Raw genomic sequence first — 22,622 nt, forward strand, 5'->3', positions numbered from 1 at the left:
CTATGTAGGTAGGAGGAGAACGTATAATGAAAAAAACAGCGATTTTTGCAGGAATTGCCGTGCTCATTTTGGTGGCTATTTTTTTGCCGTTTTACTCAAATAAAACAATAGCGCCTTCAAAAGAAGAGAACGTAAAAACAAGTGACCATAATACCAACGGCAACACTAAGAAAGCGCCCGGGCAGCCAGAAAAGCCAAGAACCATCACTCATGAGGCAACCCTTGGAGCAGTCGGCGATATTCTGATTCATGACCGTGTCTACAATAAAGCAAAAACAAAGAACGGTTCTTATGATTTCAATCCAATGCTAAAAGAGGTTAAACCTTATCTGGGAAAACCCGATATAACCGTGGCGAATCAGGAAACGATGATTGGCGGGGAAAAAATAGGGTTATCTTCTTATCCTTCCTTTAATTCACCAAAGGAAGTAGGAGACGCGTTGAAGGAAAATGGTGTCGACCTGGTCACTTTGGCCAATAACCACACCCTGGACCGTGGGGAGAAGGCAATCCTCAGTGCTATTGAGCATTGGAACAAAATCGACATGCCCTACACCGGATCCTTTAAATCCGCTGAGGATCAAAAAACCATCCGGACCTTAAAACAAAATGATATTACGTTTTCATTCTTGAGCTTCACGTTCGGCACGAACGGAATTCCTGTTCCCAAGGATAAGCCCTATCTTGTCAATTTGATTGATGAAGCCAAAATAAAAGAAGGAATCCAACAGGCAGAAAAGATATCAGATGTTGTGGTCCTTAGTTTACACTTCGGCAATGAATATGAACGGATGCCCAATGAGGAACAAAAGAAGTTAACCCGTATGGCCGCCAATGCAGGAGCGGATATTATTATCGGCCATCATCCTCATGTCCTGCAGCCTGTGACCTGGATCAAGAAAAGGAACGGGGAACGTACCTTTGTTGCTTATTCACTTGGCAACTTCTTTTCAGGACAAACCGGTCCCTATAAAAATATTGGAGGCATAATGGAGATTTCTGTGAAGAAAACGGTAACAGGCAACAACGAGAAGATTACATTGGAGAAGCCTTCCTTTTTACCGACCTGGGTTGATCCTTCCTGGCATGTACATCCAATGGAGCAGGTTCCTTCCCAGCAAAAGAAATACGAAGAAATCAAAAAACACATGAACCAATATGTACCCGAACTGCAATTTTCACTTTAATACAGATTATAAAAAAGAGGTCCCGGCATGTGCCGGGGCCTCTTTTTTATGCTTCACCTTTTGATTTAGGGCTTTGGGTATCACGTGTTGGCAGTTCATCCACAAACTTGTCATCAGAAAATTCGATATCGGTCATACTTTCTGTCGGAGTGTGATTATTTTTTGCTGCTGCGTCCTTAGACTGTTTTCGTTTAGCCATGATTCATTCCTCCTCAATCATTTTATCTATAGTCTGTGAAAAAAGTGGACATCTGATTCCAAAAGAAAAAGCATTCCGGTTTGGAATGCTAATCACCTATGGCTCTACTGACACAATGGTCGCAAATGGATATTTCTTTTTCTTCCCAGCTCAAAAGCTCGTTGTTGCAAACCATGCAGCATTCCGACTGGGCATTAAGATGTTCGGCCGTCTGATTTTGTTCATTATTTACGAAATCCATGGCACCTGCCTCCTTCTCTCGTAGTATATTCAAAAAAGAAGACTGCTATTTCTTTAATATTGTTAGATATTTCTGACAAAATTCCTTCTTCCTTTTTATTTAAATTTTCATTTCATTATCACTTTATGAAAGCGTTTTCTTTAAATGAATTATAAAAGATTTATTCCTCATTAAACAAGTAGGAAGATTTTAGGTTTTTGTTTACTATTTTTAGGAAGCAAAAAGAAGCAGCCATAAATGTTGCTGCTCCTTCTACTATTAGCAATACAGTGCTGTATGTTTTTATAAAAGTATACAGTCAGTCCCAGCTAAAGCGCTCTTCTTTCCATGGGTCTCCATACATATGGTACCCATTTTTCTCCCAGAAACCCGGTGTTTCCATAGGCAGAAACTCAATGCCGCGGAGCCATTTGGCACTTTTCCAAAAATACAGATGCGGAACAACTGCCCTTAGCGGATAGCCATGTTCCGGTGTCAGGGATTCGCCATTATGTGTATGAGCGAGGAGACTGGTTTCCTTTAAGAAGTCCTCTAGCGGAAGATTTGTCGTCCATCCTTCTTCAGCATGCAATAGAACGTATTTAGCAGATGGGTGAATTCCCACCTCTTTTACGACATCTTTAACCGCTACACCTTCCCAAACATTATCAAACTTTGACCAGCCGGTCACACAATGAATATCATTCTTTGACGAGGCTCGCGGCAAGGCAAGAAGATCCTCATACGTGAATGTCGCAGGGTTCTCTACCATTCCATATATTTTTAAATCCCATTCTGACAGATCTTTATAATTGGGAACATTCCCCACGTGAAGCACCGGCCATTTTGTGGTGACATTCTGATTGGGCGGCACCCGGTCATTATCTTTCTTTACTTTCGGTTTTCCAAAAAACATGTTCATTCCTCCATCAGAATTCATTTGTTAACCTTATATAAAATTTAAGTTGACAATAAGCACCACCCTGAATTACCATCAGGATAGATTAATAATTAACTTTTGGGGTGAACATTATGAAATTTAAAGCGAGCGATTTAACCCTTGCAGCCATGTTTGCAGCATTAATGGCCGTTGGGGCAAACATTACATCCTGGATACCTGCATTGGCTTTTGGGTCCGTGCCGATCACTCTTCAAACCTTCTTTTGTATCCTGGCAGGACTTCTTCTTGGGAGCCGTCTGGGTGCCGTATCAATGATTGTCTACATGCTGGTCGGACTTGCGGGTGCTCCTGTGTTTGCCAAGTTTTCAGGCGGTCCGTCCACCATCTTCAGTCCGTCATTCGGCTTTATTTTATCATATATTATTGCGGCTTATGCGGCAGGAATTGTACTAGAGAAAGCAAAAAAGCCAAGCTTTCCTGTTTTCCTTACTGCCTCATTTATCGGCTTGATTGTTAACTATGCTGTTGGAACAACCCTGCTTTATTTGGCGCTAACCAACTGGGCAGCCATCGATGGGGTAACCTACCTTGGCACATGGAAAGGGATGCTGATCTTCCTTCCAAAGGATATCTTATTGACGGCGGTCACCGCTGTAATTTCTCCGAGAATCTATAAAGCTGTCTCGAAAAATCGAAAAAACCGTTACAGCCATAACGCGGCTTAACAAAAAAGAGGTAAGCTCTACTAAGTAGAGTTTACCTCTTTTTCTACGCTATAACACCATTGCTGCGATAAATCCAAAAGCAATTAACGGAATATTGTAGTGCAGGAAAGTTGGGATACACGTATCCCAAATATGATTATGCTGCCCGTCCACATTCAAACCGGACGTCGGTCCCAGTGTGCTGTCAGAAGCGGGTGATCCTGCATCTCCAAGAGCAGCGGCTGTACCGATAAGAGCCGTTGTCGCCGCCACACTGAAGCCCAGCTCCATACATAAAGGGACAAAAATGGTTGTGATGATGGGAATGGTAGAAAAGGATGAACCGATTCCCATGGTTACCAAAAGGCCGATAACGAGCATCAGGATTGCGCCCAGCGCCTGGTTATTGCCAATGAACGCAGCACTTTCTTTCACCAGTGTTTCCACGTCTCCTGTTTTTCTCATGACTTCGGCAAATCCTGCAGCAGAAAGCATCACAAAACCGATAAATGACATCATCTTCATGCCTTCTGTTAACAGAAGATCTGAGCTTTTCACCTTAAAGCTGCCGCTGAAATAAAGTACGATAATCCCGCTGAGCGCTCCAAAAATCATTGAGTCTGTCAACAATTGAACCGCAAGTGTTGCGACAATCGAAAGACCTGCAACCATTAGGGAACGGGTCGTATACGGATGATCCTCCGTCACGACCGCGCCATCTGTTACCACGTAATCACGCGGTTTTCTGTACGTTATAAAAATAGCCGTTAGAAGTCCAACGATCATTCCGAGAGAAGGGATGGACATGACTTGCGGGATCAGATCCAGTTTCACATTCAATCCGCTGTCTTTCATGTTCGTCTGCAGCACCTCATGGAAAATGCTGCCGAATCCAACCGGAAACCACATATACGGTGTGATCAATCCAAAGGTAATGACCGTTGCCACCAATCTCCGGTCTACCTTCAGCTCATTTAAAATTTTAATAAGCGGCGGGATAAAAATAGGTATGATCGCAATATGAACCGGTATTACGTTTTGCGAAAAACAGGACAGCATCAAAATAATAATGATGATAAGAGCCTTGGAGAGAGATGCTCTCCGGTTTTCCCCTTTTTTTGTTACCAGTTTCAAAGCGGTTTTTACCATAACGTCCGGCAGACCGGTTTTTGAGAGCCCAACCGCAAAACTTCCCAGCATCGCATAGCTCAAAGCAACAACGGCATTTGATCCTAACCCATCGCTGAAAACACTAATGGTCTTCTCCAGCCCAAGACCGCCGATCAGTCCCCCGGCCAATGATCCAATAATCAAAGATAATACCACATGAATGCGAAATATGCTTAACAGCAGCATGATCGCTACTGCAATAACTACAGAATTCACTCTACTTCCCCCTGATGTTCAACAAAGCTGCACTTTATCTCACTAAATTACTAATGTATTAAACCTATAACAAATTAACATGAACCACAAGTGCTGTCAATGTAAAAGGTAGGAAAATTGTCGAACGATACCTTTTGACAAAAATATAAGAAGAAACATATATTATAACCAGTGGTTAGTAACCATTGGTTAGGAGAATGCGTATTGAGTTCTAAACATACACGGTCGGAAGAAACCAAGAAAAACATATTAAAGGCAGCAGGAAAGCTTTTTATGACACATGGGTATGAAAGTGTTACGATACGGCAAATTGCCAAAGAAGCGGGATGCTCACACACGGCCATCTACCTTTATTACAAAGATAAAGAATCGCTGCTGCATCAATTGGCCATGCCGCTGTTACAACAGCTTTCGGAGAAAATGAACAGTATAACTCATTCAAATGAAGTGGATGATTGGGCTAAATTAAAGGGAATGTGTTCCTCCTTTATTACATTCTGTCTTCAGCATAAGAGCATGTATTCCACTTTCATGACAGCAAATGCAACGAGAGTGGATGAGAAAGACCCAAAACTTCAGATCCATAATGTCAGAATCGAGCTTTTTCAGCTCCTCAGGCAAATGCTGCAGAATGCTCTTCGGCTTTCAGATGAAAAAAAATCGCTGAGTTTTGCACGAGCTCTTTTTTATAACTTGCACGGAATAATCAGTACCTATATTGAAAATAAGGAACCACTGGAAGATTTGACAGCACGCCTTTCATCTACATTTGATTTGAGTGTGGAGGCAATGCTTTTGGGGTTTCGGGAAATCATGAAACAAGGAGTGGAAAACGATGAAGGTTAACCAAATTTCTGAGCATATTTGGAGTTTAAAAACATGGATGCTTTTTCCTGTTCAGATTTGGATCGTAAAGGATGAATCGGGGCTTACTCTGGTAGATGCAGGAATTCCGCTAATGTCGAAGGGGATTTTAAAAACGGTCCAGGATCTGAATGCCGGACCCTTCAGCGTATTGTTCTTACCCACGGCCATTCAGACCATACAGGGTCCATCAATAAAGTTAGACAAATGCATTCGGTTCCCGTGTATGCCCATCCGGTTGAGTTACCTTACCTTGAAGGAGAGCTTCCGTATCCACGCCGCAAAAAAGCTGCGGAAACCGTTTCATCCGGCCTGACAGAGCCATTACCATCGAACAATGCCAGTGAATTATCCTCAATCGGCGGACTGAAACCGTATTTTACACCTGGACACTCTCCGGGCCATGTGGTTTTTTATCATGAAGTAGATCAGGTTTTACTTGCAGGAGATTTGTTCACATCGAAAAAAGGAAGGCTGAAAAAGCCCGTGCCGATGTTTACGGCTAACATGGAAGAAGCAGTGCAAAGCGCCGAAATTGTCAGCAGGCTCCGTCCGAAACGCTTGGAAGTATGCCACGGGAATAGTGTGTTCAATCCCGGAGAACAAATGGAAGCCTATCGAAAAAATAATTCATGATGGAGAATGAAGATGATCATTTTTAAACCGGTTTTGCTCGGTATGATGTTTCTTTCTGAACTAATTGTGCTTTATGCTTTTGGTTTATGGGGTTATCACCAAACAAATGGGTTTACAAAATATGTATTATGTTTCACAGTCCCTCTTATTATTGCAATGATTTGGGGACTTTTTCTTTCTCCTAAAGCCGCATACTTGCTACCTCCCTTTTGGAGGACAGTACTCCAGCTTCTGATATTCGCGGTCGGTGCAAGGGCACTTTATGTCACAGGCCTTTGCCTAAGCGCATGGATTTTTATCATTATTTCAAGCATAGGTCTGTTGCTCATCCGATTTTTTGAATTTTAGAAAAAAACCAGCCAAATAAGGCTGGTTATCTCTTTTTATTAATAAAAGCAAGCGCTCTTCCCCAAATTAGGGGGTGGGCAAAGCCATATTTTTTCATGGGTAGGCTGTTTACAAGCCCGTTTGAAGAATTTGCTGGCCAGTTTAAAACATTTACTGGCGAGAATTGAAGATTTACTGGCCGAAATCAAAATTTTACTGGCCTGCTTTCAATGATGTTACCTAAAGATATACCGAAAAATAGCGACGATTGAAAACACGATAATCAAAATCGGTATAAGAAGGATGATACCCCAAGTAATTTGCGCTAAGACGGATTTTTTTTCGTTCATAATAAACCCCTTTACGGTGAAAACTTCTTGACCTTATTGTAAATGGAATTGTTCCTGTTGTCTAATAAGGCTCTTTTCTCCCTTCGATTCCTCCGTGCCAATAAGCCTATGAATTGTATAAAGCTAACTAATTAACTTGGTATAAATTTCCTATCCTTTCGACAAACGAGGGTTAAAACAGGTATACAGCAACCAAATATGGTATTTATTGAATAATCAAATAAATCAAAGAAAGAGGTTACTGTGCCTATGGTGAGAAAAAAGTCCTTTGTTTTACCCCTCTCTTTTTTTCTGCTGATGTCCGTTTCTGCTCCGGCGTATGCGGACCAGCCAGGTTTGAAAACCTTTCCCCAGCCTGTGGACAAGGAGTCTTGGAAGCTTCCCCGTGACATGACCTGGGGTGATTACCGGCCTGTGCCAGGGATTGACTGGCGAAATTCGGATGTTAAACCGGAAAGAGTGTTGAAAGGAGCTTTAATCATCGTTGATTTTCCGGATCGTGAATTTATGCTGAGCCAGCCTGAAGGCTCCGAAATTGCAGGAAACCCTATCAAAACAGGAAACATACCCCGCGATAAAATGGGACAGTTTTGGCTCGATTTTCTGAACAAACCCCAGGCGCTGAATAACTACAGAACGATCAATGAGTATTGGAGAGAAAACTCCTTCGGTAAATGGGCTGTTGATCTTGATGCTTTTGGTACATACCGCATGGATTCCAATGAATTTCAATATGGGCTGAATGAATTTAATCAGATGCAAAACATGCCTCCAGGTTTTTCAGGGAAAAACCTCCGCTCGGAAGCAATCCAGAAAGCACAGGCAGATATCGATGCATCCGGCGAAAAATATGATTTTAAATTCGTAGTGCACGCGGGCTATGATGAATCCGGAGTCTGGCAGGAGCTTGGTGAAATGATGTTCCAAAATCCTGAGAGTGTGACAGATGAATTCGGACCGCCTAATCCTGATATGCCTAATTCAGCTGTTACCCGCTATGTACCATGGACGTCCTGGTATGCGGCAAAAGGCATTTGGTCCAGTGCCGGAGGAGGAACGTCCATACAAGGGGAAAATGACGGTATGGGAACGTTCGCCCATGAATTCGGGCACATTATGTCCCTTGGCGATAACTACAACAATCCTTACGGGAAACCGGTATCCCGCTCGTATTCCGGCCCTTGGGAGCTGATGAGCCGGGGAAGCTTCAACGGCCCGGGTGGCCCGCACACCCGCTGGATGGTTCCGGGAACGCTTGGTGCATCGGCTCCATCCCACCATATGCTCAGAAACAAAATCAAACAAGGATTTCTGGCCGACGATCAGTATTTAAATGTGGACCGCGACGAGCTGGCGCAGACGGGACCCGTTTATGCCAACATATTAGCCCGCGAAGTGCCAAGTGGCAAGGAATTCAGGAGACAGGGCTTGTATGGCATCAACATTAAAATGGAAGATTTAACGCCGCCTAACTCGCTTGAAGATGACTGGCGCGCGGATATGCAGCGGGGAGCCAAATGGTACAACAACTATACACTTGAAGTTGTTGACCGTGTCGGCTATGACTCCTTTGTACCAGACTCCGGCGTATTGCTTGCCAAAACAAAAAATACAGAAGCTGCCCCAAATATCTGGGTGGTTGATTCCCACAAAGAGGACATAAATCAAACCGACTTTAAACGGCCGGACGGATCGACGGCGATGCTGTCCAAGGGAGATTTCCAGCAGCTTGCCGACTCCCTGTTCAAAGCAGGTACAGGTGACGGAGTGGTCAGTGAGTATGAGGATTCGTATAACCGACTGCATTTTTATATCCTGAAAAAGAAAACCGATGATCAGGGTGCCCTCACCTATCGTGTGGCTGTCAGAAACCTGGATGGTTCCGGACCGTACGAACGGGGAGTGAAAGCCCAAAGAGGAGCCTATCAGTTTGCTGCTCCAGGGCGCGTTGCCGTATATAATCACGTGGTGACCAACACGGGCGAAGCAAAAGATTTGATCCGCCTTCATGCCAAAACAGAAGCAGGCTGGGAGGTTCAGCTGCAAAACAACGTCATAGAATTAGCACCGGGGAAAAGCGTTCAGGTTCCCGTTTATGTTAAAATTCCAGATGGAAAAGACAACCCCAAGCCGACCAGACTTACGTTTACAAGTACATCCGAAACCGATCAAAGCCAAAGCTCCACCGTGGTCCAGACGGTTGCCCCGGGAAATAATAAATAGTAAAAAAAGAGCCCTTCATGAAAGCGAAGGGCCCTTTTTTACGTTTTTTGTGCTAAAAACTGCTTACCGTATTCTCCATGATGATGAATGGTCGCATGTTCAATCTGTACAGTGGTATGCTTCAATTTATACTTTTCTTTCAGCATTTCGTTAATGGCCAGAATGACACAAAACGGCTGTATATGCTCATTGATAAAAACGTGGGCTGTAAGTGAATGATGATCGGTTGTAACGGTCCAGAGGTGCAGCTCGTGGACATCCTCGACCCCTTCCACTTTCGCAATGTCAGCACGGATTTCTTCTAAGTCCAGTCCTTCAGGAACAGATTCCATCAAGATCATATACGACTCTTTTAAAATTTTAAAGCCGCCAGTAAAAATAATGGCCCCTACAATCAAACTGATCAGCGGATCAAAAAAGTAAAAATTGGTGAGTTTAATCAAAACTGCAGCCAGGATAACTCCGATGGAGCTGAGAAGGTCCCCGATAAAATGCCAGAGCGCGCTTTTTACGTTTAGATTCTCTTCTTCCTTCATGCTGCGGCTCAACACAATAGTGAGCACAATATTGACAACCAAACCAATGAACGCAATGATGAGCATTAATTGAAAGTTAATCGTTTCCGGATGGATAAAACGCTTAATGCCCTCGATAAAAATCCCTATAGCGATAACAGCAAGAGCCAGACCATTCAAGAAGGAAGCAATGATTTCAAAACGCAGAAAACCGAACGAAAATTTGGCGTTTGGCTGCCTGGTCGCAAGGTAAATGGCAAGCATGCTTAAACTTAACGCAAGCACGTCGGAAACCATGTGAGCTGAATCGGATAAAAGCGCCAGAGAGTTGGAGACCAAACCGCCGATTACTTCAACAATGGTGAAAAACAGGGTTAACAGCAAAGTGACCCACAGCGTCTTCTTTGACCGGCTTTGCACTTTTACGTGAGGGAGGTGGTGATAATCGTAATCAGCCATTAATGAGTCCCCTTTCTCTACTATTTTAAAATAATTACAAAATGATAATAATTATATTATAGTATAGCCTTTTCTGTACCGCAATCTTTTTCTTGCCCTTATTTTATGTAAAAAAGCATGACACGTGCCATGCTTTTTAATGGTAACTTCTATTCCATTGCCTGAAAATTCATCGCTAAGCCCGCCAATGTTCTTACCATAACGCCGGTAGCGCCTTTGGGACCGAGCGCCGAGGGTTTGGAGGAGTACGCCGTTCCTGCGATATCCAGGTGAACCCACGGGGTTTTCCCTGCGAATTCTCCCACAAAAAGACCCCCTGTGATGGCATGGCCCAGCCGTCCTGTGGAATTATTTAAATCTGCCACATCACTTGAGCGCAGCATTTCTCTAAAATGAGGATGGCTTGGCAGCTGCCATAGATATTCTCCCTCATGATCCGCTGAATTCCTCACCTGCTCAAAAAAATCTTCGTTATTGGTCACTGCACCCGTCGTAGTATCACCCAGAGCGACCACAACGCCTCCTGTCAGTGTCGCCACATCAACCAGATAATTGGCTCCCATTTCTTTAGCATACGTTATGGCATCTGCGAGGATCAGCCTTCCCTCGGCATCCGTATTTCTTACTTCAATCGTTTTACCGCTGAGCGAGGTAAAAACGTCTCCGGGTTTCATGGCTTTTCCATTTATCAGGTTTTCGCTTGAGGGAATAACAAAGAGGATATTGGTTTGCGGCTTCAGTTGTCCGACAATCTCCATGGCTCCCAGGACTGCGGCGCTGCCTCCCATATCGCTTTTCATTTCATGCATATTGGATGCCGGTTTGATTGAATACCCGCCAGAATCGAACGTAAGCCCTTTTCCAACCAGGGCCAGCACATGATCCCATGTGTCCCTCCCCTTATATTTAACCGTAATCAGCTTTGGCGGTTCATCCGATCCCTTTGAAACCGCCAGAAGTGCCCCCATACCGAGCCTTTCCATATCTTCCCGCTCAAGGATCTCATAATCCATTCTGTATTTCCTTGCAATTCCCAGGGCAGCTTGAGCCAAATCAGTGGGGGTCATCAGATTGCCTGGTGTATTGATAAGGTTTCTGGCCGTATTGATTCCTGTTCCAAAAGCATAACCGCTCGTAAGTCCTTTCTCCGTACCGCTGTCAGAACTATACACACTGATCTCTGTCAGCTTTTTGTCGCGCTCATTGGTCCGCTCTTTGTAGTTTTCAAACGCGTAGCTTGCCGCCGTGACGGCCTCAGCCAGTGCGTGTGCAAGTCGTTCAGGAGAAATCTTCTCATTTCCAAAGGTTTCCATAACCACAGCAGCTTTTTCCCGCTTTTCCCGGGTCAGCTGTCCCACCGCTCTTCCAAAAGCCTCTCTTATTGTTTCGTACTTGGCGTCATTACGGCGCCCAAGCCCGATAAAATAGATCCGCTTGGCCCCGATGATGCCAAAGGTATGAACCTTGGTTACAGCCTTTGCCTGTGTCAGTATATCTCCTTCACGCAGCAGCTGGGTAATATGGCCGTTAAACGCCTCATCAAGTTCGGCAGGAATGCCTTCCAATTTTTTATGATCTGCCCATAGGCCGACAAGCAGCGCTTCCTCTGTATCTGCTTTCCTCCAGTTTTCTTTTACCTTATACATGCAAATCCTCCTTTTTCGAGGTGTGTTAAAGTCAGTTTATTCTTCTTCCTTCTCTTTTAGTAGCAGGATCAGCTCTGGCAGGACCGGCAGCTTTTTCACTTCTTCAAAAGGAACCCTGTCAATCTGCTTTGGCATTCTCCTCAAACACTCTTCAACAAAATGATGAACCTGCTCCACATTCATTCCCCAATAAAAGGGTCGATAGTCGTTCAAATAATCATGGGCAGCCCTCATCATGGCTCTTGCTCCCTTTACATTTCCATATTCATAATGATAAACAGCCACTGACATCTGCAGCAGCCCCTTCAGGAAATAATTGCTCTTATCCGTCATCCACATTTCCTCGAGGAGATCATGGCAGGTATAATAATCTCCTTCGTTGAATGAAATAAAAAACTGATAGTATTCCATAGGATAGTTCATTTCCCCACCTGCTTTCATTTCTATCATACCAAATTGCTTCGGCATCACTTTATTTTTTCCCTTAAGAACAACAAGATTGCAGACAGGAAAAAAAGGGTAATATGAAATCATTAGAACAAACTTATCTCTATACATTGTAGAAAAAGGCTGCGAGGAGACGATCTATGGACCTGTTTTTTAATTTTCCTTTACTTGCTTCCTTATTAGGAATACTAATGGCTCAATTTTTGAAAATACCTATTACGTACCTGGAGACAAAACAAGTGAGATGGGATTTGTTTATCAGTACGGGGGGGATGCCAAGTTCACACTCTGCCGCAGTTACCGGGCTTGCAACTGGAGTTGCTCTTAGAGAAGGATTGGGCAGCTCAATATTCGCCGTAGCTTGCATGTTTGCCATCATTGTCATGTATGACGCCAAAGGTATACGGTGGCATGCAGGAGAACAAGCGGCCGTATTGAATAAGTTAGTAACTGATTTCCGAGAGCATGTGGAAATCAGCGAAGCACTGAAAAAAAACGACGTCAAAGAAAAGCACAAGCAATTAAAGGAGCTTCTTGGACATCAGCCTGACGAAGTGTTTTACGGCGCCTTGCTTGGAATTGTCCAAACACTGATTGTCTATTGGCTTTTCTTCGTTCTTTAAGGGGTGAAGATTATGAGATTAGTGTCTATTTGTCCGAGTAATACTGAGCTTGTTGATTATCTGGGATTAACGGAGCAGCTGGTGGCGGTTGATGACTTCTCCGACTGGCCGGAACGGGTTCGCACCCTGCCAAAATTGGGGCCGGATCTATCGATCAATATGGAGATGGTGGAAGAATTAAAGCCAGATCTTGTGATCGCTTCCCTAAGTGTTCCGGGAATGGAAAAAAACATTGCTGAGCTGGAGCGGCGCAACATTCCGCATGTCGTGTATAACCCAAACACGCTTGAAGATATTGCAGAGGACCTGAAAGACCTCGGCCGACGAACCGGTGTCGAAAAGCGTGCGGATTATCTTGTTTCTCAATATAAAGATTTGATAAATGAATATAAGACGTTCGCATCAAGTGTAAAAGAAAAGAAAAAGCTTTATTGGGAATGGTGGCCAAAGCCCGTATTCACACCCGGAAAGCAAAATTGGCTCACCCAGATCTCCCACCTGGCTGGGGCTGTTAATGTATTTGAAGATATAGAGCAGCCAAGTATCCAGACCACCTGGGAAGACGTGGTAAAACGCGATCCTGACGAGATTTGCATTGCGTGGGTCGGTGTAAGAAAACAAAAAGTTAAACCCGAAGTACTGGAAAAGCGTCCAGGCTGGTCAGACCTGCGGGCGGTTAAGGCAAATAAGGTACATATTCTGGAGGAGCACCTTTTTTGCCGGCCATCTCCCCGACTGCTCGACGGGCTGCAAAAGCTTCATCAAGTTTTATGGAAGCAAAAGCAGCCGACTCAAACGGCCAATTAACTAAAAAAAGCTTCAAGCCATCGAGCTTGAAGCTTTTCTAATACAATTGTTTACGGAAGCGCTGCATGGATTTTTGCTCGTTCCATATTTTCAGTTCCTTTTCGGTTACTCTCCCGGAACCTTTCTGTACGACATAAACACTTAAGGTCTTCTTGCCCCACTTTTGGTAAACGTCCTGTATGGTTTCAAAATACAAATCTATCTTTTTGCCTTTTATCGCTGAGCCCGTATCGGCAACCACCCCAAAACCATAACCGGGTATAAACAGAATCGTGCCGATCGGAAAGATGTCCGGATCCGCTGCGATTGTGGAATAAAGATCCCTCTTGACCCGCAGTCCTGATTTGGTGATACCGTAGGCAGGATGCGCCTTGCTTTTGCCGGTGGACTCCACGCCTGCGGTATAGCCTGTGGCCGTGACTTTGACCGATGGATAAGCTGAAACATCAAATTGATCCAATGCCGTGGTTTTCGGGGGAAATGTTTCGGCATTCACCTTAAACTCATGTCCCCATATGCCGGCAGTCTTCTCCATGGCTTGTGATAAAACGAGAATCGCTTTTGCCCCTGCACGCTCGAAGATATTTTTTTGCGGTTCCTGCAAGCTTGCAGTTGCATAGTGAGACACATCACCCGGCTTTACTCCTGATATGGAAGACAGGGTAGCAAGCATTGCCCACACCAGCAGCATTGTCATCATGAGCCTTTTGGCACTCTTTATGAAATAACGCAAACCCTCACTCCTCTCTTCACGTAGTATTTTCCAAGAGAAGTAAATTTTATACCGCAGGAAGACGCATAAAAAAAGAACCTTCCTGTACAAACAGAAGATTCTAAAACATTTGATATCCTCTTACCCGCAGCATACGGATGGCCATTCCGGACAGAAGAGCGCCAATCATTCCGCATGCCAGGATTGCAATATCAACGGCTTGTAAATGAATGAAATCCTGCCCCAGCTCGGAAAAGCTTTTCGCCGGGCTTGAGAAATATGTAAAGAATTTAACGTGATCTACAATCATTACAACGACAACGGGATAAATTACAGCCATTACCCAAGTCGCGCGCAATAGCATGTTTAAAAGGAAACCGATTCCAAAGAATAATACAATAAACAAAAGCATGGAAATAAACAACTGCGGTAAATACATTTCTTCACCCCCGTATTCAAAGCTAGTTTACTGAAACAAAGGGTTAAAGTCAATATAAGGATAATAAAAGAGGAGCATCAGGTAATCGCCTGATGCCCCTTCTTCTCTATTATGCGTCTCTTTTTTTTCCGCTGCCACAGCACTCTTCACAAGTCTCAGAGCCACCTAATAATAGTTGGAAATAGCCTTTTCCCTCACAATATTGGCACTTCTCTTGTGTTTTTGTACGTGTTGATGTTGTCATTAGACGGCACTCCCCTTGTTTGAATTTTCTGATAATATAACAGGAAACAAAAAACTTGAAAAGGGGTCATTTTCGTCCATATCGCCTATGTAAGCGTAAACATCAATAAATATCTGAATCTTTGTACGATTTTCTTACAATATTAACGATTATCAAATATTTTATAAGAAGTGTACCCGAAGACATCACCCGGGTTGATATCCTCCAGCAGGGATGCTTCTTTTTCCTTTAAAAAATGATGAACCATGACTGAAGTTGCAGGGTCCTCCCTCAGTTCCTCAGGATGCAAAAACTTTACCTCTTCGATTTCCCTATCCTGTGGAATAAGCGAACCTCCTGTGGGTTTAAGGAGGAAAATAACCATGTTATCACTGATTTCATGATTGATCACACCTGTCCTTACTCCCAGGATGCCAACGGGTTTGCTTGTGATTCCGGTTTCTTCTTTCACCTCACGGGCCGCTGCTTCATCCACTGTCTCCCCGGCATTGACAAAACCCGCCGGGATCGACCACTTGCCTTTAAGTCCGCCATAATTCTTTTTGACCATCAGCCATTTGCCATCTTGAATGACGAGTCCCGCTGCCGCGAGCCATACGCTGCCTCTGTCTTTCTTTTTGCTCATGTTCCTTCGCCTCCTACACGATGCCTTCCTTCACTATTATATATAAAAAAAACAGAGCTCCGAAAGGAACTCTGTTCGATATGCTGCTTATACTAATTAAAATAATTTAAGCTTACCTTTTTTAACGACCATTGGTACGCCGCCAAGCAAGAAGAGGTAGCGGTTATCAATGACTTTTTTCATTGCTGAAGCAGTGGATCCGAACAATTTCTTGTTTCCGACTACTCCAATCGCTTCGCCTTTACCTAGAGAAGCAACTGTACCTTTATTGTCGAACGTGAATTCTTCCATCTTTCCGCCGCCGTTAATCAGCGTTTTCAGGTTGCGTCCGAGCGTATATGCCTGCTGAATCGCAATCTGTGCAGTTGGAGGATAAGGACGGTTGATTTCTTCATTGATAATCAGCGCACAGTCACCCACTACGAAGATGTAGTCATAACCAGGCATACGAAGGTCTTTGTCCACTTTTACACGTCCGCGCATGGTTTCAAATCCAGCTTCTTCAACTAGATGGTTACCACGCACTCCACCCGTCCAAACAACGGTTGCAGCCTTGATTTCTTCACCTGATGCAAGAAGTACTCCGTCTTCATTACACTCTTTAATTGGAGTGTTTACAAGGAATTCCACACCACGGCGTTCAAGGTTGTTGATTGCGTATTCCACTAGCTCTTCGTCAAAACCAGGGAGAACGTTTGGTGCTGCTTCAATATTGATGATGCGTACTTTTTCGCGAGGAATATCATATTCCTTGCAAAGCTCAGGAACACGGTCTGCCAATTCACCGACAAACTCGATTCCAGTGAAGCCCGCTCCGCCGACTACAATATTGATAAGCTCCTGCTTTTGCCCTTCGTTGTTGTAACGAGCAAAATTATAATCGATATGCTCACGGATTTCGCGGACAGAGTTGATGCTGCGGATGCTCATTGCATTTTCTTTAAGTCCCTGGATACCGAAAGTTTCAGGATCAGATCCAAGAGCAATAATAAGGTAATCGTATGTTAATTCACCATTTTGGAGAACGACGCGCTTTTCGTCTTTTTTGATTTCAACCACTGTATCTTGTACAAAGTTGATTTTATTTGTATCAATGATGTCATCGATCATGATACGAGTACGGTCATGGTGCAGCGTACCGGCTGCATTTTCGTGCAACCAAGTTGTTTGGTAGTGATAGTTGTGCTTGTTAACAAGCGTAATCTCGGCATTGTTCAATCCAAGCTCTTTCTCCAGGCGTACAGCGGACATCATACCGCCATATCCTCCACCAATGATTAAAATTTTTGGCTTACTCATATGATCACTTCCACTTCAGATTTTTTTTAGTTTGACCTAACATGGATTGAAATATGAAAGGCCAAAAAAGTTTGTGACGTATTTCACGTAGTAGGATAGATAAAGACGAAAAATGTCACAATTTCACCATAATTTCCTCTCTAATCTTATTCCTTTTCTGGCCAAGTTTCAACCATTTTTAAGAAAATTTTAAGAAACGGCGCGCATATTTTTAAAATATGAAAGATAAAAGCCCTTTCAAGTCCCATAAGGGTTTTGACGGAATGCCGAATATGGTATTATCCTTTCTTTTCATACTCTTTCTAACTATAATGAAGAGAGAGTAAATTTACCCCGGGGGTGGAAATATGACGGAAGAAAATCTGTATGATATCACGATAATCGGCGGCGGTCCCACCGGTATGTTTGCGGCATTCTATGGAGGAATGCGGCAAATGAAGGTCAAAATTATTGAAAGCATGCCGCAGCTTGGCGGACAGCTTTCCGCATTGTACCCTGAAAAATACATCTATGACGTTGCCGGTTTTCCAAAGGTACTGGCTCAGGATCTTGTTAATAACCTTAAAGTCCAGGCTGAACAATTTAATCCTGAAGTGGTGCTTGAAGAATCCGTTCAGACTGTGGAGAAAAAAGAAGAACATTTCGAACTGACCACAGATAAAGGCAAGCATTATTCAAAAGCAGTTATTATTACTGCAGGCGTTGGGGCATTCCAGCCAAGGCGCCTTGAGCTGGAGAACACAAAGCAGTTTGAAGGAAAATCGCTTCTCTATTTTGTCAATGATCTTCAAGCCTTCGCCGGTAAAAAGGTTCTCGTGGCCGGCGGCGGTGATTCCGCACTCGATTGGTCTCTTATGCTTGAGCCGATTGCCGAAGAGGTTACCCTGACCCACAGACGTGCGAAATTCCGTGCTCATGAGCACAGTGTGGAACAACTCTTCAATTCATCTGTGAAAGTGAAAACACCTTATCAGATTAAAGAATTAATCCACGATGATGAAAAGATCACCCATGTCCTTCTGGAAAACGGGGATGTGGAGGAAAAAATTGAGGTTGACGCGGTGATTGTCAACTATGGCTTTGTTTCCTCACTTGGCCCGATCAAAAACTGGGGCCTTAATATTGAGCGCAATTCCATCATTGTCAATTCCAAAATGGAAACCAATATTCCCGGTATTTATGCAGCCGGAGATATTTGTACGTATGACGGCAAGGTCAAACTGATCGCTGCCGGATTTGGAGAAGCCCCTACTGCTGTGAACAATGCAAAAACATATATTGATCCAAAAGCAAAAACACAGCCGCAGCACAGCACAAGCTTGTTTTAATTGATTACTTAGAGCCGGTTTATGCCGGCTCTTTAATTTTGGTTATTTCTTAAATTCGAATCCAACAACGACTGGGATTATGAAAGGAGGACTAAAGACAAATATGAACCGTCAATGGACCGAAGAGGAAATTGAGGTAGCTGAGCTGCTGCAGGAGCTGCAGCGGAAGACGGCAACCCTTCACATTACGGATGAATCCTTTCTGGAAAACGTGAAGGAGGCTATGCCCAAGCTGAAACAATTGCTTCAGGAAATCGAACGTTCACTGGGATGATTTTACAGTTGGTATCGTAAAGCGGGTGTGCTATACTATCCGTAGCAGACAAGTGCTGCTCATAAACCCATAACAATAACCCGGTGTCGGCACACCGGGTTTTTTTTAGCGAAAAAGGAGTTTGTCACTATGAACATCTTCATTATTATCGGTATTGTGTGCTTTATCCTGGGGACCGGTCTTATGATGGCCAGCAGCCGACATGTGGGCCGAAAAAAGTGGCTTTATGTGGGAGGCTCCATTTTGTCTGACCTCATTGGCCTTATGTTTCTGTTATTTTTAGCGAATTAATGGTTCATGCTGGTTTCGTATAGGTCGTGAGCAATAAGCTGAAAATGGTTTTTCCCTTTTCATCCCGTTTGCGGACAAGGATTTCCTTTTGATAGCTCTCATCACTGTATGTGACGGTTTCATAATCTACTTGATCTTCCTGACCTTTTACATAATCATCATAAACAGACTGAATGTAGGATTCCGCTTCTTCCCGTGTTGGAAACTCGATTTCAACCGTAAGGCCCGGCCTGTTTTTAGATTGTCTTCTTATTTCAATAACGAATTTTGTCATCCCGCTGCGCTTCCCCCTTTATTGATACAGAGGTATTCACAGTTGGATAAAAATGTTCACACAAAAAACCCCTGACTCATCAGGGGTTTTTCGTATTTGAAGCGTATTAGCACTCTTCCGGACTTCCGGCATTAACTGCTGTACGGAAGGAAGATCCGCATCCGCAGGACGCGATGGCGTTCGGATTGTTGATGGTGAATCCGCCGCCCATCATGTTTTGCTTGAAGTCAACAGTCGTTCCATTGAGAATTTTTGCACTTTCTGCATCAACGACAACTTTAAGGCCGTTGGTTTCTTCCTTATGGTCAGTGCTTTGTGTTTCTTTATCAAATCCCATGCCATACGAAAGGCCGCTGCATCCGCCGCCTTTTACACCGACACGGAGAAATAGTCCTGTTTCTTCTTCTGCAGCCATCATTTCTTTAATTCGGCTGACAGCAGCATCAGTAAAGTTTACGATCATTTTTATCCACTCTCCTTCATTGAAGGTTTTATACTTATAGTATACAAGTGCTTAAGAAAACTCTCAAGGCATCTGCCTTTATTAATACAGTTCTTCTTGTTCCATTTTTAAGATCATATTATGCGTCTCATCTATTTTCCGGCTGTAGTTCAGTACTTGCGGGTGATTAAGACCCAAGCTGTTTGCCGTGTCAATCATTTGCTGGCGCAGGTGTTCGAGCTGTTCATTATATTTATCAAGTCGTTCGCCATCCATTAAGTTCGTCATGTGCAACACTCCCTGGTTCGTTCCATACCTGGCTGTTCCATAATTTTACTCTAAATTCAATATATTGACAATCATGCCGGCCCCTTTGTATTTTGCAATATTTTTTTGCGTTTGTGGTTGTTCTTTCCAAAACGTAAACAATACGTAACCTTTGTTACATTCATGTGACAAAAGGGGGAAATGGTTCCTTTCTTGTCCTTCCAATTAAATGAGCGTATAATAGATTCCGTATTCGCCCGACCCTAATGGGCTACGGAATACTTCACATGTTTGAGTCAGCAGGTTCAGATCCTGCACAATAGAACATATATACATACCAATAAGAAACGGGGGAAAAGTAATGGCCATCATTACACAGGATACAAGAATCCATGACATTGCTGAGAAAATCCGTCACGGTGAACGTCTTTCAATTGAAGACGGTTTATTTTTATACGAAACGAACGATATTTTAAGTGTCGCTCAATTAGCAAACGAGGCTAACCTGAGGAAAAACGGCGATCGTGTTTATTTCATTGAAAATATGTATATCAACCCGACCAATGTTTGCGAAGCTTCATGCAGCTTCTGCGGCTTTAAGCGCAAGCCTGGCGAAGAAGGCGCCTATACCATGAATGAGGAACAGCTTCTGGAATATGTAGAAAAACGCTGGAATGATAACATCCGCGAATTCCATATTGTCGGCGGCCATAACAATGAAGTTCCGTTTGATTATTATTTGGATACGATTCGCGTGCTCAAGAAACATTACCCAAATGCTGCTGTAAAAGCTTATACAGGAGCTGAAATCGAATTCTTCTCCCGAATTTCCGGCCTTTCCATGAAAGAAGTCCTCGAAGAGCTTGTTAAAGCCGGACTGGACACCCTGCCTGGAGGCGGAGCTGAAATCCTTACAGAGCGCTACCGTGAGAAAATGAGCCCGGACAAAGCCTCCACTGATCAATGGCTGGAAGCTCATGAGCTTGCCCATGGCCTTGGCCTACGCACCCATGCGACCATGCTATACGGTTCCATCGAATCCAAAGAAGAGCGTTTGATCCATATGGACCGTGTGCGCCAGCTGCAGGACAAAACAAATGGATTTATGGTATTTATTCCGCTTGCCATGCAGCCGCGGACAGCGAACATGGGAATCACTCGCCGCACATCGGCATATGATGACATGCGCACCATTGCCATCAGCCGTTTAATGCTGGATAACTTTGATCACATTAAAGCTTACTGGATCAACATTGGCGTACAGTTGACGCAAATGGCATTGACCTTTGGTGCTGATGACATTCACGGAACACTGATCGAGGAGCGAATCTCCCACTCAGTTGGTGCCTTAACTTCAGCGGGAATTACTCGTAAAGAACTGGTTCACCTCATTAAAACCGCTAATAAAAAACCAGTCGAACGCGACACATTCTACAATGTAATCAAAGAATATTAAAAAGCAAACTGCCGGCTATTCTATCCGGCAGTTTTTTTTATGACCTTAGCTTTTCCTCTGTCCAAAAATAATCCTCATCCGCATTCAGAATCGTCAGCTTGCTGTGGCAGCAGGGCATCACAAGCAGCTGCTTGATCCCCTCTTTTGCATTGTTCAGCTTTTCCTCCGAAAACGTCGTCAGCACGTTTGACGTATGGCAGTAGGGGCATTCATTTATATAAATATCATCCATCATCTTTTCATAGGGCCAAGAGTGTTCAAAATTTAACATAACTGCTGGCTTTCTTTGCAATGAAGCCAGGTTTTCCCTCCTTTTATTCTCTAGTGTTCTTCTATTGTATACTACAGGCTGACAATACTGTGTGATTTCTTTACCCAAGACGTACATAAATGTAACCTGCTGAATGAAAAATCCCATACTAAACTTTTGTAAGTCTAAATGGTTCCCAAAATCTTTTTTCTGCAGTATAATAAGCACAGATTTAAAAAAAATAGCGATCCATCTTCGGGGCAGGGTGAAATTCCCGACCGGCGGTATTTGAAGATTCCCTCTTCATCAGCCCGTGAGCTGTAAGAAAAATTTTGTTTTTCTTACTTGCTGATCTGGTGTAATTCCAGAGCCGACAGTACAGTCTGGATGGGAGAAGATGACGGTGCACGGTTCGATTCTTTTGCAATAAAGTGATCCATTGCAAAATAACTGAACCCTCGCTCAGTACGTTTTAAGGACAGACTACACCTTGAAATGTTTATTTGACGATGCCTGACTACTCTCCCTTAGCGATATTAACGCTAGGGGTTTTCTATTGTAGCCGGAGTGCACTGCATTTGAAATCAGAGATGGCGCAACAAAAGGAGAGATTTCAACATGCACAAGGGAAAAGTGTATAAGATGGTGGCTGTTTCCATGCTAAGCAGCATTGCGTACGTACTTCAATTATTGGATTTTCCGTTTCCGGGACTGCCCGCTTTTTTGCAGATTGACTTCAGTGAAGTTCCTGCACTGCTTGCGGCCATCGTATTCGGCCCTCTTGCAGGTGTGGCAGTAGAGGCGATCAAAAACGTTCTTCATTATGGAATCGTCGGCAACCTTACCGGGGTACCCGTTGGTGAAGCTGCGAACTTTATCGCAGGAACCCTTTTCATTGTTCCTGTATCCTACTTCTACCGCAAGCACCGGTCAACCAAAAGTCTTTCTGCCGGGTTGATTGCCGGTACCGTCCTGATGACGTTTATGATGGCATTATTGAATTATGTTCTGATTCTGCCAGCCTACACATGGTTCCTCAACTCCCCGCAAATGTCCGGTGATGCGATGCTGAACCTCATACTTGTAGGGATTGCGCCGTTTAATGTAATTAAAGGCCTGGTGGTCGCCATATTATTTGTCATTTTATATTCAAGGCTCCAGCCTTGGCTCAACAAACAATATCAACATTCTTAAAATAAAACAAAAGCTGGCTCATCTGAGCCAGCT

General features: G+C 43.7%; 29 protein-coding genes and 1 riboswitch. Of the genes, 13 read left to right on the forward strand and 16 right to left on the reverse strand.

Translation table 11 applies throughout. The features are described from left to right. The first annotated feature begins 26 nt into the window (after positions 1-26). Positions 27-1,187: a CapA family protein gene (locus QYB97_RS20115; protein WP_301167812.1), complete on the forward strand. Its 1,161-nt coding sequence runs from the start codon at positions 27-29 to the stop codon at positions 1,185-1,187. Between the two features lie 46 nt (positions 1,188-1,233). Here the strand turns inward: QYB97_RS20115 and QYB97_RS20120 are convergent, their stop codons facing one another. The 3 genes from QYB97_RS20120 to QYB97_RS20130 all read right to left on the reverse strand — a co-directional run bounded on the left by QYB97_RS20120 (position 1,234) and on the right by QYB97_RS20130 (position 2,522). After that, entirely contained in the window at positions 1,234-1,386 is a 153-nt protein-coding gene (locus tag QYB97_RS20120) for a hypothetical protein (RefSeq protein ID WP_283889727.1), read from the reverse strand. Between the two features lie 88 nt (positions 1,387-1,474). Continuing rightward, positions 1,475-1,627: a hypothetical protein gene (locus QYB97_RS20125; protein ID WP_301167813.1), complete on the reverse strand. Its 153-nt coding sequence runs from the start codon at positions 1,625-1,627 to the stop codon at positions 1,475-1,477. Between the two features lie 298 nt (positions 1,628-1,925). After that, entirely contained in the window at positions 1,926-2,522 is a 597-nt protein-coding gene (locus QYB97_RS20130; protein ID WP_301167814.1) for a sulfite oxidase-like oxidoreductase, read from the reverse strand. A 116-nt stretch (positions 2,523-2,638) separates the two neighbouring features. On the opposite strand from QYB97_RS20130, the gene QYB97_RS20135 reads away from it, so the two are divergent. Continuing rightward, positions 2,639-3,232, forward strand: a complete 594-nt coding sequence (locus tag QYB97_RS20135; protein ID WP_301167815.1) for a biotin transporter BioY — start codon at positions 2,639-2,641, stop codon at positions 3,230-3,232. Positions 3,233-3,280: 48 nt separating this feature from the next. On the opposite strand, the gene QYB97_RS20140 is transcribed toward QYB97_RS20135, so the two are convergent. Continuing rightward, positions 3,281-4,597 (reverse strand): Na+/H+ antiporter family protein, encoded by a 1,317-nt coding sequence (locus QYB97_RS20140; protein WP_301167816.1) that lies wholly within the window; start codon positions 4,595-4,597, stop codon positions 3,281-3,283. Positions 4,598-4,801: 204 nt separating this feature from the next. On the opposite strand from QYB97_RS20140, the gene QYB97_RS20145 reads away from it, so the two are divergent. The 4 genes from QYB97_RS20145 to QYB97_RS20160 all read left to right on the forward strand — a co-directional run bounded on the left by QYB97_RS20145 (position 4,802) and on the right by QYB97_RS20160 (position 8,997). Beyond that, positions 4,802-5,443 (forward strand): TetR/AcrR family transcriptional regulator, encoded by a 642-nt coding sequence (locus QYB97_RS20145; protein ID WP_301167817.1) that lies wholly within the window; start codon positions 4,802-4,804, stop codon positions 5,441-5,443. Positions 5,444-5,611: 168 nt separating this feature from the next. Then, entirely contained in the window at positions 5,612-6,097 is a 486-nt protein-coding gene (locus tag QYB97_RS20150) for an MBL fold metallo-hydrolase (protein WP_356948200.1), read from the forward strand. 12 nt (positions 6,098-6,109) lie between these two features. Continuing rightward, complete coding sequence (locus QYB97_RS20155) at positions 6,110-6,445, forward strand: YrdB family protein (protein WP_301167818.1); 336 nt, start codon at positions 6,110-6,112, stop codon at positions 6,443-6,445. A gap of 578 nt (positions 6,446-7,023) precedes the next feature. Further along, the gene (locus QYB97_RS20160) at positions 7,024-8,997 is read left to right on the forward strand and encodes a M6 family metalloprotease domain-containing protein (RefSeq protein ID WP_301167819.1); all 1,974 of its coding nucleotides are present in this window, start codon (positions 7,024-7,026) and stop codon (positions 8,995-8,997) included. Between the two features lie 38 nt (positions 8,998-9,035). Here the strand turns inward: QYB97_RS20160 and QYB97_RS20165 are convergent, their stop codons facing one another. The 3 genes from QYB97_RS20165 to QYB97_RS20175 form a co-directional block, all read right to left on the reverse strand. Continuing rightward, positions 9,036-9,971, reverse strand: a complete 936-nt coding sequence (locus QYB97_RS20165) for a cation diffusion facilitator family transporter (protein WP_301167820.1) — start codon at positions 9,969-9,971, stop codon at positions 9,036-9,038. A gap of 149 nt (positions 9,972-10,120) precedes the next feature. Next, positions 10,121-11,617, reverse strand: coding sequence for a leucyl aminopeptidase (locus QYB97_RS20170; protein WP_301167821.1), 1,497 nt, complete (start codon positions 11,615-11,617; stop codon positions 10,121-10,123). A gap of 36 nt (positions 11,618-11,653) precedes the next feature. After that, positions 11,654-12,040 carry a DUF309 domain-containing protein gene (locus QYB97_RS20175; protein WP_301167822.1) on the reverse strand — a complete coding sequence of 129 codons (387 nt, stop codon included), beginning with the start codon at positions 12,038-12,040 and terminating at the stop codon, positions 11,654-11,656. Positions 12,041-12,204: 164 nt separating this feature from the next. Between QYB97_RS20175 and QYB97_RS20180 the strand changes: the two genes are divergently transcribed. Beyond that, positions 12,205-12,687: a divergent PAP2 family protein gene (locus tag QYB97_RS20180; protein WP_301167823.1), complete on the forward strand. Its 483-nt coding sequence runs from the start codon at positions 12,205-12,207 to the stop codon at positions 12,685-12,687. Positions 12,688-12,699: 12 nt separating this feature from the next. Next, on the forward strand, positions 12,700-13,494 hold the full coding sequence (locus QYB97_RS20185) for a cobalamin-binding protein (protein WP_301167824.1): 795 nt from the start codon (positions 12,700-12,702) through the stop codon (positions 13,492-13,494). A 37-nt stretch (positions 13,495-13,531) separates the two neighbouring features. Here the strand turns inward: QYB97_RS20185 and QYB97_RS20190 are convergent, their stop codons facing one another. The 5 genes from QYB97_RS20190 to QYB97_RS20210 form a co-directional block, all read right to left on the reverse strand. Next, positions 13,532-14,194: a 3D domain-containing protein gene (locus tag QYB97_RS20190; RefSeq protein WP_301167845.1), complete on the reverse strand. Its 663-nt coding sequence runs from the start codon at positions 14,192-14,194 to the stop codon at positions 13,532-13,534. A 133-nt stretch (positions 14,195-14,327) separates the two neighbouring features. Continuing rightward, positions 14,328-14,645: a YuiB family protein gene (locus tag QYB97_RS20195; protein WP_301167825.1), complete on the reverse strand. Its 318-nt coding sequence runs from the start codon at positions 14,643-14,645 to the stop codon at positions 14,328-14,330. 109 nt (positions 14,646-14,754) lie between these two features. Beyond that, entirely contained in the window at positions 14,755-14,889 is a 135-nt protein-coding gene (locus tag QYB97_RS20200; RefSeq protein WP_301167826.1) for a YuiA family protein, read from the reverse strand. 142 nt (positions 14,890-15,031) lie between these two features. After that, positions 15,032-15,514 (reverse strand): NUDIX hydrolase, encoded by a 483-nt coding sequence (locus tag QYB97_RS20205; protein WP_301167827.1) that lies wholly within the window; start codon positions 15,512-15,514, stop codon positions 15,032-15,034. A 96-nt stretch (positions 15,515-15,610) separates the two neighbouring features. Then, the gene (locus QYB97_RS20210) at positions 15,611-16,813 is read right to left on the reverse strand and encodes an NAD(P)/FAD-dependent oxidoreductase (RefSeq protein ID WP_301167828.1); all 1,203 of its coding nucleotides are present in this window, start codon (positions 16,811-16,813) and stop codon (positions 15,611-15,613) included. A gap of 347 nt (positions 16,814-17,160) precedes the next feature. Here QYB97_RS20210 and QYB97_RS20215 point away from each other — a divergent pair, with 347 nt between their 5' ends. From QYB97_RS20215 to QYB97_RS20225, 3 genes are all read left to right on the forward strand, one after another. Then, entirely contained in the window at positions 17,161-18,141 is a 981-nt protein-coding gene (locus QYB97_RS20215) for an NAD(P)/FAD-dependent oxidoreductase (RefSeq protein WP_301167829.1), read from the forward strand. A 103-nt stretch (positions 18,142-18,244) separates the two neighbouring features. Continuing rightward, positions 18,245-18,415, forward strand: coding sequence for a hypothetical protein (locus QYB97_RS20220; protein WP_301167830.1), 171 nt, complete (start codon positions 18,245-18,247; stop codon positions 18,413-18,415). A gap of 129 nt (positions 18,416-18,544) precedes the next feature. Then, positions 18,545-18,706, forward strand: a complete 162-nt coding sequence (locus tag QYB97_RS20225; protein WP_301167831.1) for a hypothetical protein — start codon at positions 18,545-18,547, stop codon at positions 18,704-18,706. A 4-nt stretch (positions 18,707-18,710) separates the two neighbouring features. Here QYB97_RS20225 and QYB97_RS20230 read toward each other — a convergent pair whose 3' ends face one another. The 3 genes from QYB97_RS20230 to QYB97_RS20240 form a co-directional block, all read right to left on the reverse strand. Next, positions 18,711-18,980 carry a hypothetical protein gene (locus tag QYB97_RS20230; protein ID WP_301167832.1) on the reverse strand — a complete coding sequence of 90 codons (270 nt, stop codon included), beginning with the start codon at positions 18,978-18,980 and terminating at the stop codon, positions 18,711-18,713. Between the two features lie 106 nt (positions 18,981-19,086). After that, positions 19,087-19,443 carry a HesB/IscA family protein gene (locus QYB97_RS20235; RefSeq protein ID WP_301167833.1) on the reverse strand — a complete coding sequence of 119 codons (357 nt, stop codon included), beginning with the start codon at positions 19,441-19,443 and terminating at the stop codon, positions 19,087-19,089. 81 nt (positions 19,444-19,524) lie between these two features. Beyond that, entirely contained in the window at positions 19,525-19,710 is a 186-nt protein-coding gene (locus QYB97_RS20240) for an aspartyl-phosphate phosphatase Spo0E family protein (protein ID WP_301167834.1), read from the reverse strand. 340 nt (positions 19,711-20,050) lie between these two features. On the opposite strand from QYB97_RS20240, the gene mqnE reads away from it, so the two are divergent. Further along, positions 20,051-21,145 (forward strand): aminofutalosine synthase MqnE, encoded by a 1,095-nt coding sequence (mqnE, locus tag QYB97_RS20245; protein ID WP_301167835.1) that lies wholly within the window; start codon positions 20,051-20,053, stop codon positions 21,143-21,145. Positions 21,146-21,182: 37 nt separating this feature from the next. Here mqnE and QYB97_RS20250 read toward each other — a convergent pair whose 3' ends face one another. Continuing rightward, on the reverse strand, positions 21,183-21,533 hold the full coding sequence (locus QYB97_RS20250; protein ID WP_356948199.1) for a hypothetical protein: 351 nt from the start codon (positions 21,531-21,533) through the stop codon (positions 21,183-21,185). 109 nt (positions 21,534-21,642) lie between these two features. Continuing rightward, positions 21,643-21,798: riboswitch (FMN riboswitch) on the forward strand. Positions 21,799-22,013: 215 nt separating this feature from the next. On the opposite strand from QYB97_RS20250, the gene QYB97_RS20255 reads away from it, so the two are divergent. Then, entirely contained in the window at positions 22,014-22,589 is a 576-nt protein-coding gene (locus tag QYB97_RS20255) for an ECF transporter S component (protein WP_301167836.1), read from the forward strand. The last annotated feature ends 33 nt before the right edge of the window (positions 22,590-22,622 follow it).

The organism is Fictibacillus fluitans (assembly GCF_030418125.1).
Classification (GTDB): Bacteria; Bacillota; Bacilli; order Bacillales; family Fictibacillaceae; genus Fictibacillus_C; species Fictibacillus_C fluitans.

Coding starts and splice junctions, on each gene's coding strand:
- QYB97_RS20175 (WP_301167822.1), bottom strand. CDS start 12,040: ATGAACTATCCTATGGAATACTATCAGTTTTTTATTTCATTCAACGAA.
- QYB97_RS20255 (WP_301167836.1), top strand. CDS start 22,014: ATGCACAAGGGAAAAGTGTATAAGATGGTGGCTGTTTCCATGCTAAGC.
- QYB97_RS20135 (WP_301167815.1), top strand. CDS start 2,639: ATGAAATTTAAAGCGAGCGATTTAACCCTTGCAGCCATGTTTGCAGCA.
- QYB97_RS20160 (WP_301167819.1), top strand. CDS start 7,024: ATGGTGAGAAAAAAGTCCTTTGTTTTACCCCTCTCTTTTTTTCTGCTG.
- QYB97_RS20165 (WP_301167820.1), bottom strand. CDS start 9,971: ATGGCTGATTACGATTATCACCACCTCCCTCACGTAAAAGTGCAAAGC.
- QYB97_RS20125 (WP_301167813.1), bottom strand. CDS start 1,627: ATGGATTTCGTAAATAATGAACAAAATCAGACGGCCGAACATCTTAAT.
- QYB97_RS20185 (WP_301167824.1), top strand. CDS start 12,700: ATGAGATTAGTGTCTATTTGTCCGAGTAATACTGAGCTTGTTGATTAT.
- QYB97_RS20220 (WP_301167830.1), top strand. CDS start 18,245: ATGAACCGTCAATGGACCGAAGAGGAAATTGAGGTAGCTGAGCTGCTG.
- QYB97_RS20235 (WP_301167833.1), bottom strand. CDS start 19,443: ATGATCGTAAACTTTACTGATGCTGCTGTCAGCCGAATTAAAGAAATG.
- QYB97_RS20215 (WP_301167829.1), top strand. CDS start 17,161: ATGACGGAAGAAAATCTGTATGATATCACGATAATCGGCGGCGGTCCC.
- QYB97_RS20170 (WP_301167821.1), bottom strand. CDS start 11,617: ATGTATAAGGTAAAAGAAAACTGGAGGAAAGCAGATACAGAGGAAGCG.
- mqnE (WP_301167835.1), top strand. CDS start 20,051: ATGGCCATCATTACACAGGATACAAGAATCCATGACATTGCTGAGAAA.
- QYB97_RS20205 (WP_301167827.1), bottom strand. CDS start 15,514: ATGAGCAAAAAGAAAGACAGAGGCAGCGTATGGCTCGCGGCAGCGGGA.
- QYB97_RS20200 (WP_301167826.1), bottom strand. CDS start 14,889: ATGACAACATCAACACGTACAAAAACACAAGAGAAGTGCCAATATTGT.
- QYB97_RS20155 (WP_301167818.1), top strand. CDS start 6,110: ATGATCATTTTTAAACCGGTTTTGCTCGGTATGATGTTTCTTTCTGAA.
- QYB97_RS20230 (WP_301167832.1), bottom strand. CDS start 18,980: ATGACAAAATTCGTTATTGAAATAAGAAGACAATCTAAAAACAGGCCG.
- QYB97_RS20180 (WP_301167823.1), top strand. CDS start 12,205: ATGGACCTGTTTTTTAATTTTCCTTTACTTGCTTCCTTATTAGGAATA.
- QYB97_RS20225 (WP_301167831.1), top strand. CDS start 18,545: ATGAACATCTTCATTATTATCGGTATTGTGTGCTTTATCCTGGGGACC.
- QYB97_RS20250 (WP_356948199.1), bottom strand. CDS start 21,533: ATGTACGTCTTGGGTAAAGAAATCACACAGTATTGTCAGCCTGTAGTA.
- QYB97_RS20195 (WP_301167825.1), bottom strand. CDS start 14,645: ATGTATTTACCGCAGTTGTTTATTTCCATGCTTTTGTTTATTGTATTA.
- QYB97_RS20190 (WP_301167845.1), bottom strand. CDS start 14,194: ATGATGACAATGCTGCTGGTGTGGGCAATGCTTGCTACCCTGTCTTCC.
- QYB97_RS20210 (WP_301167828.1), bottom strand. CDS start 16,813: ATGAGTAAGCCAAAAATTTTAATCATTGGTGGAGGATATGGCGGTATG.
- QYB97_RS20120 (WP_283889727.1), bottom strand. CDS start 1,386: ATGGCTAAACGAAAACAGTCTAAGGACGCAGCAGCAAAAAATAATCAC.
- QYB97_RS20115 (WP_301167812.1), top strand. CDS start 27: ATGAAAAAAACAGCGATTTTTGCAGGAATTGCCGTGCTCATTTTGGTG.
- QYB97_RS20130 (WP_301167814.1), bottom strand. CDS start 2,522: ATGTTTTTTGGAAAACCGAAAGTAAAGAAAGATAATGACCGGGTGCCG.
- QYB97_RS20240 (WP_301167834.1), bottom strand. CDS start 19,710: ATGACGAACTTAATGGATGGCGAACGACTTGATAAATATAATGAACAG.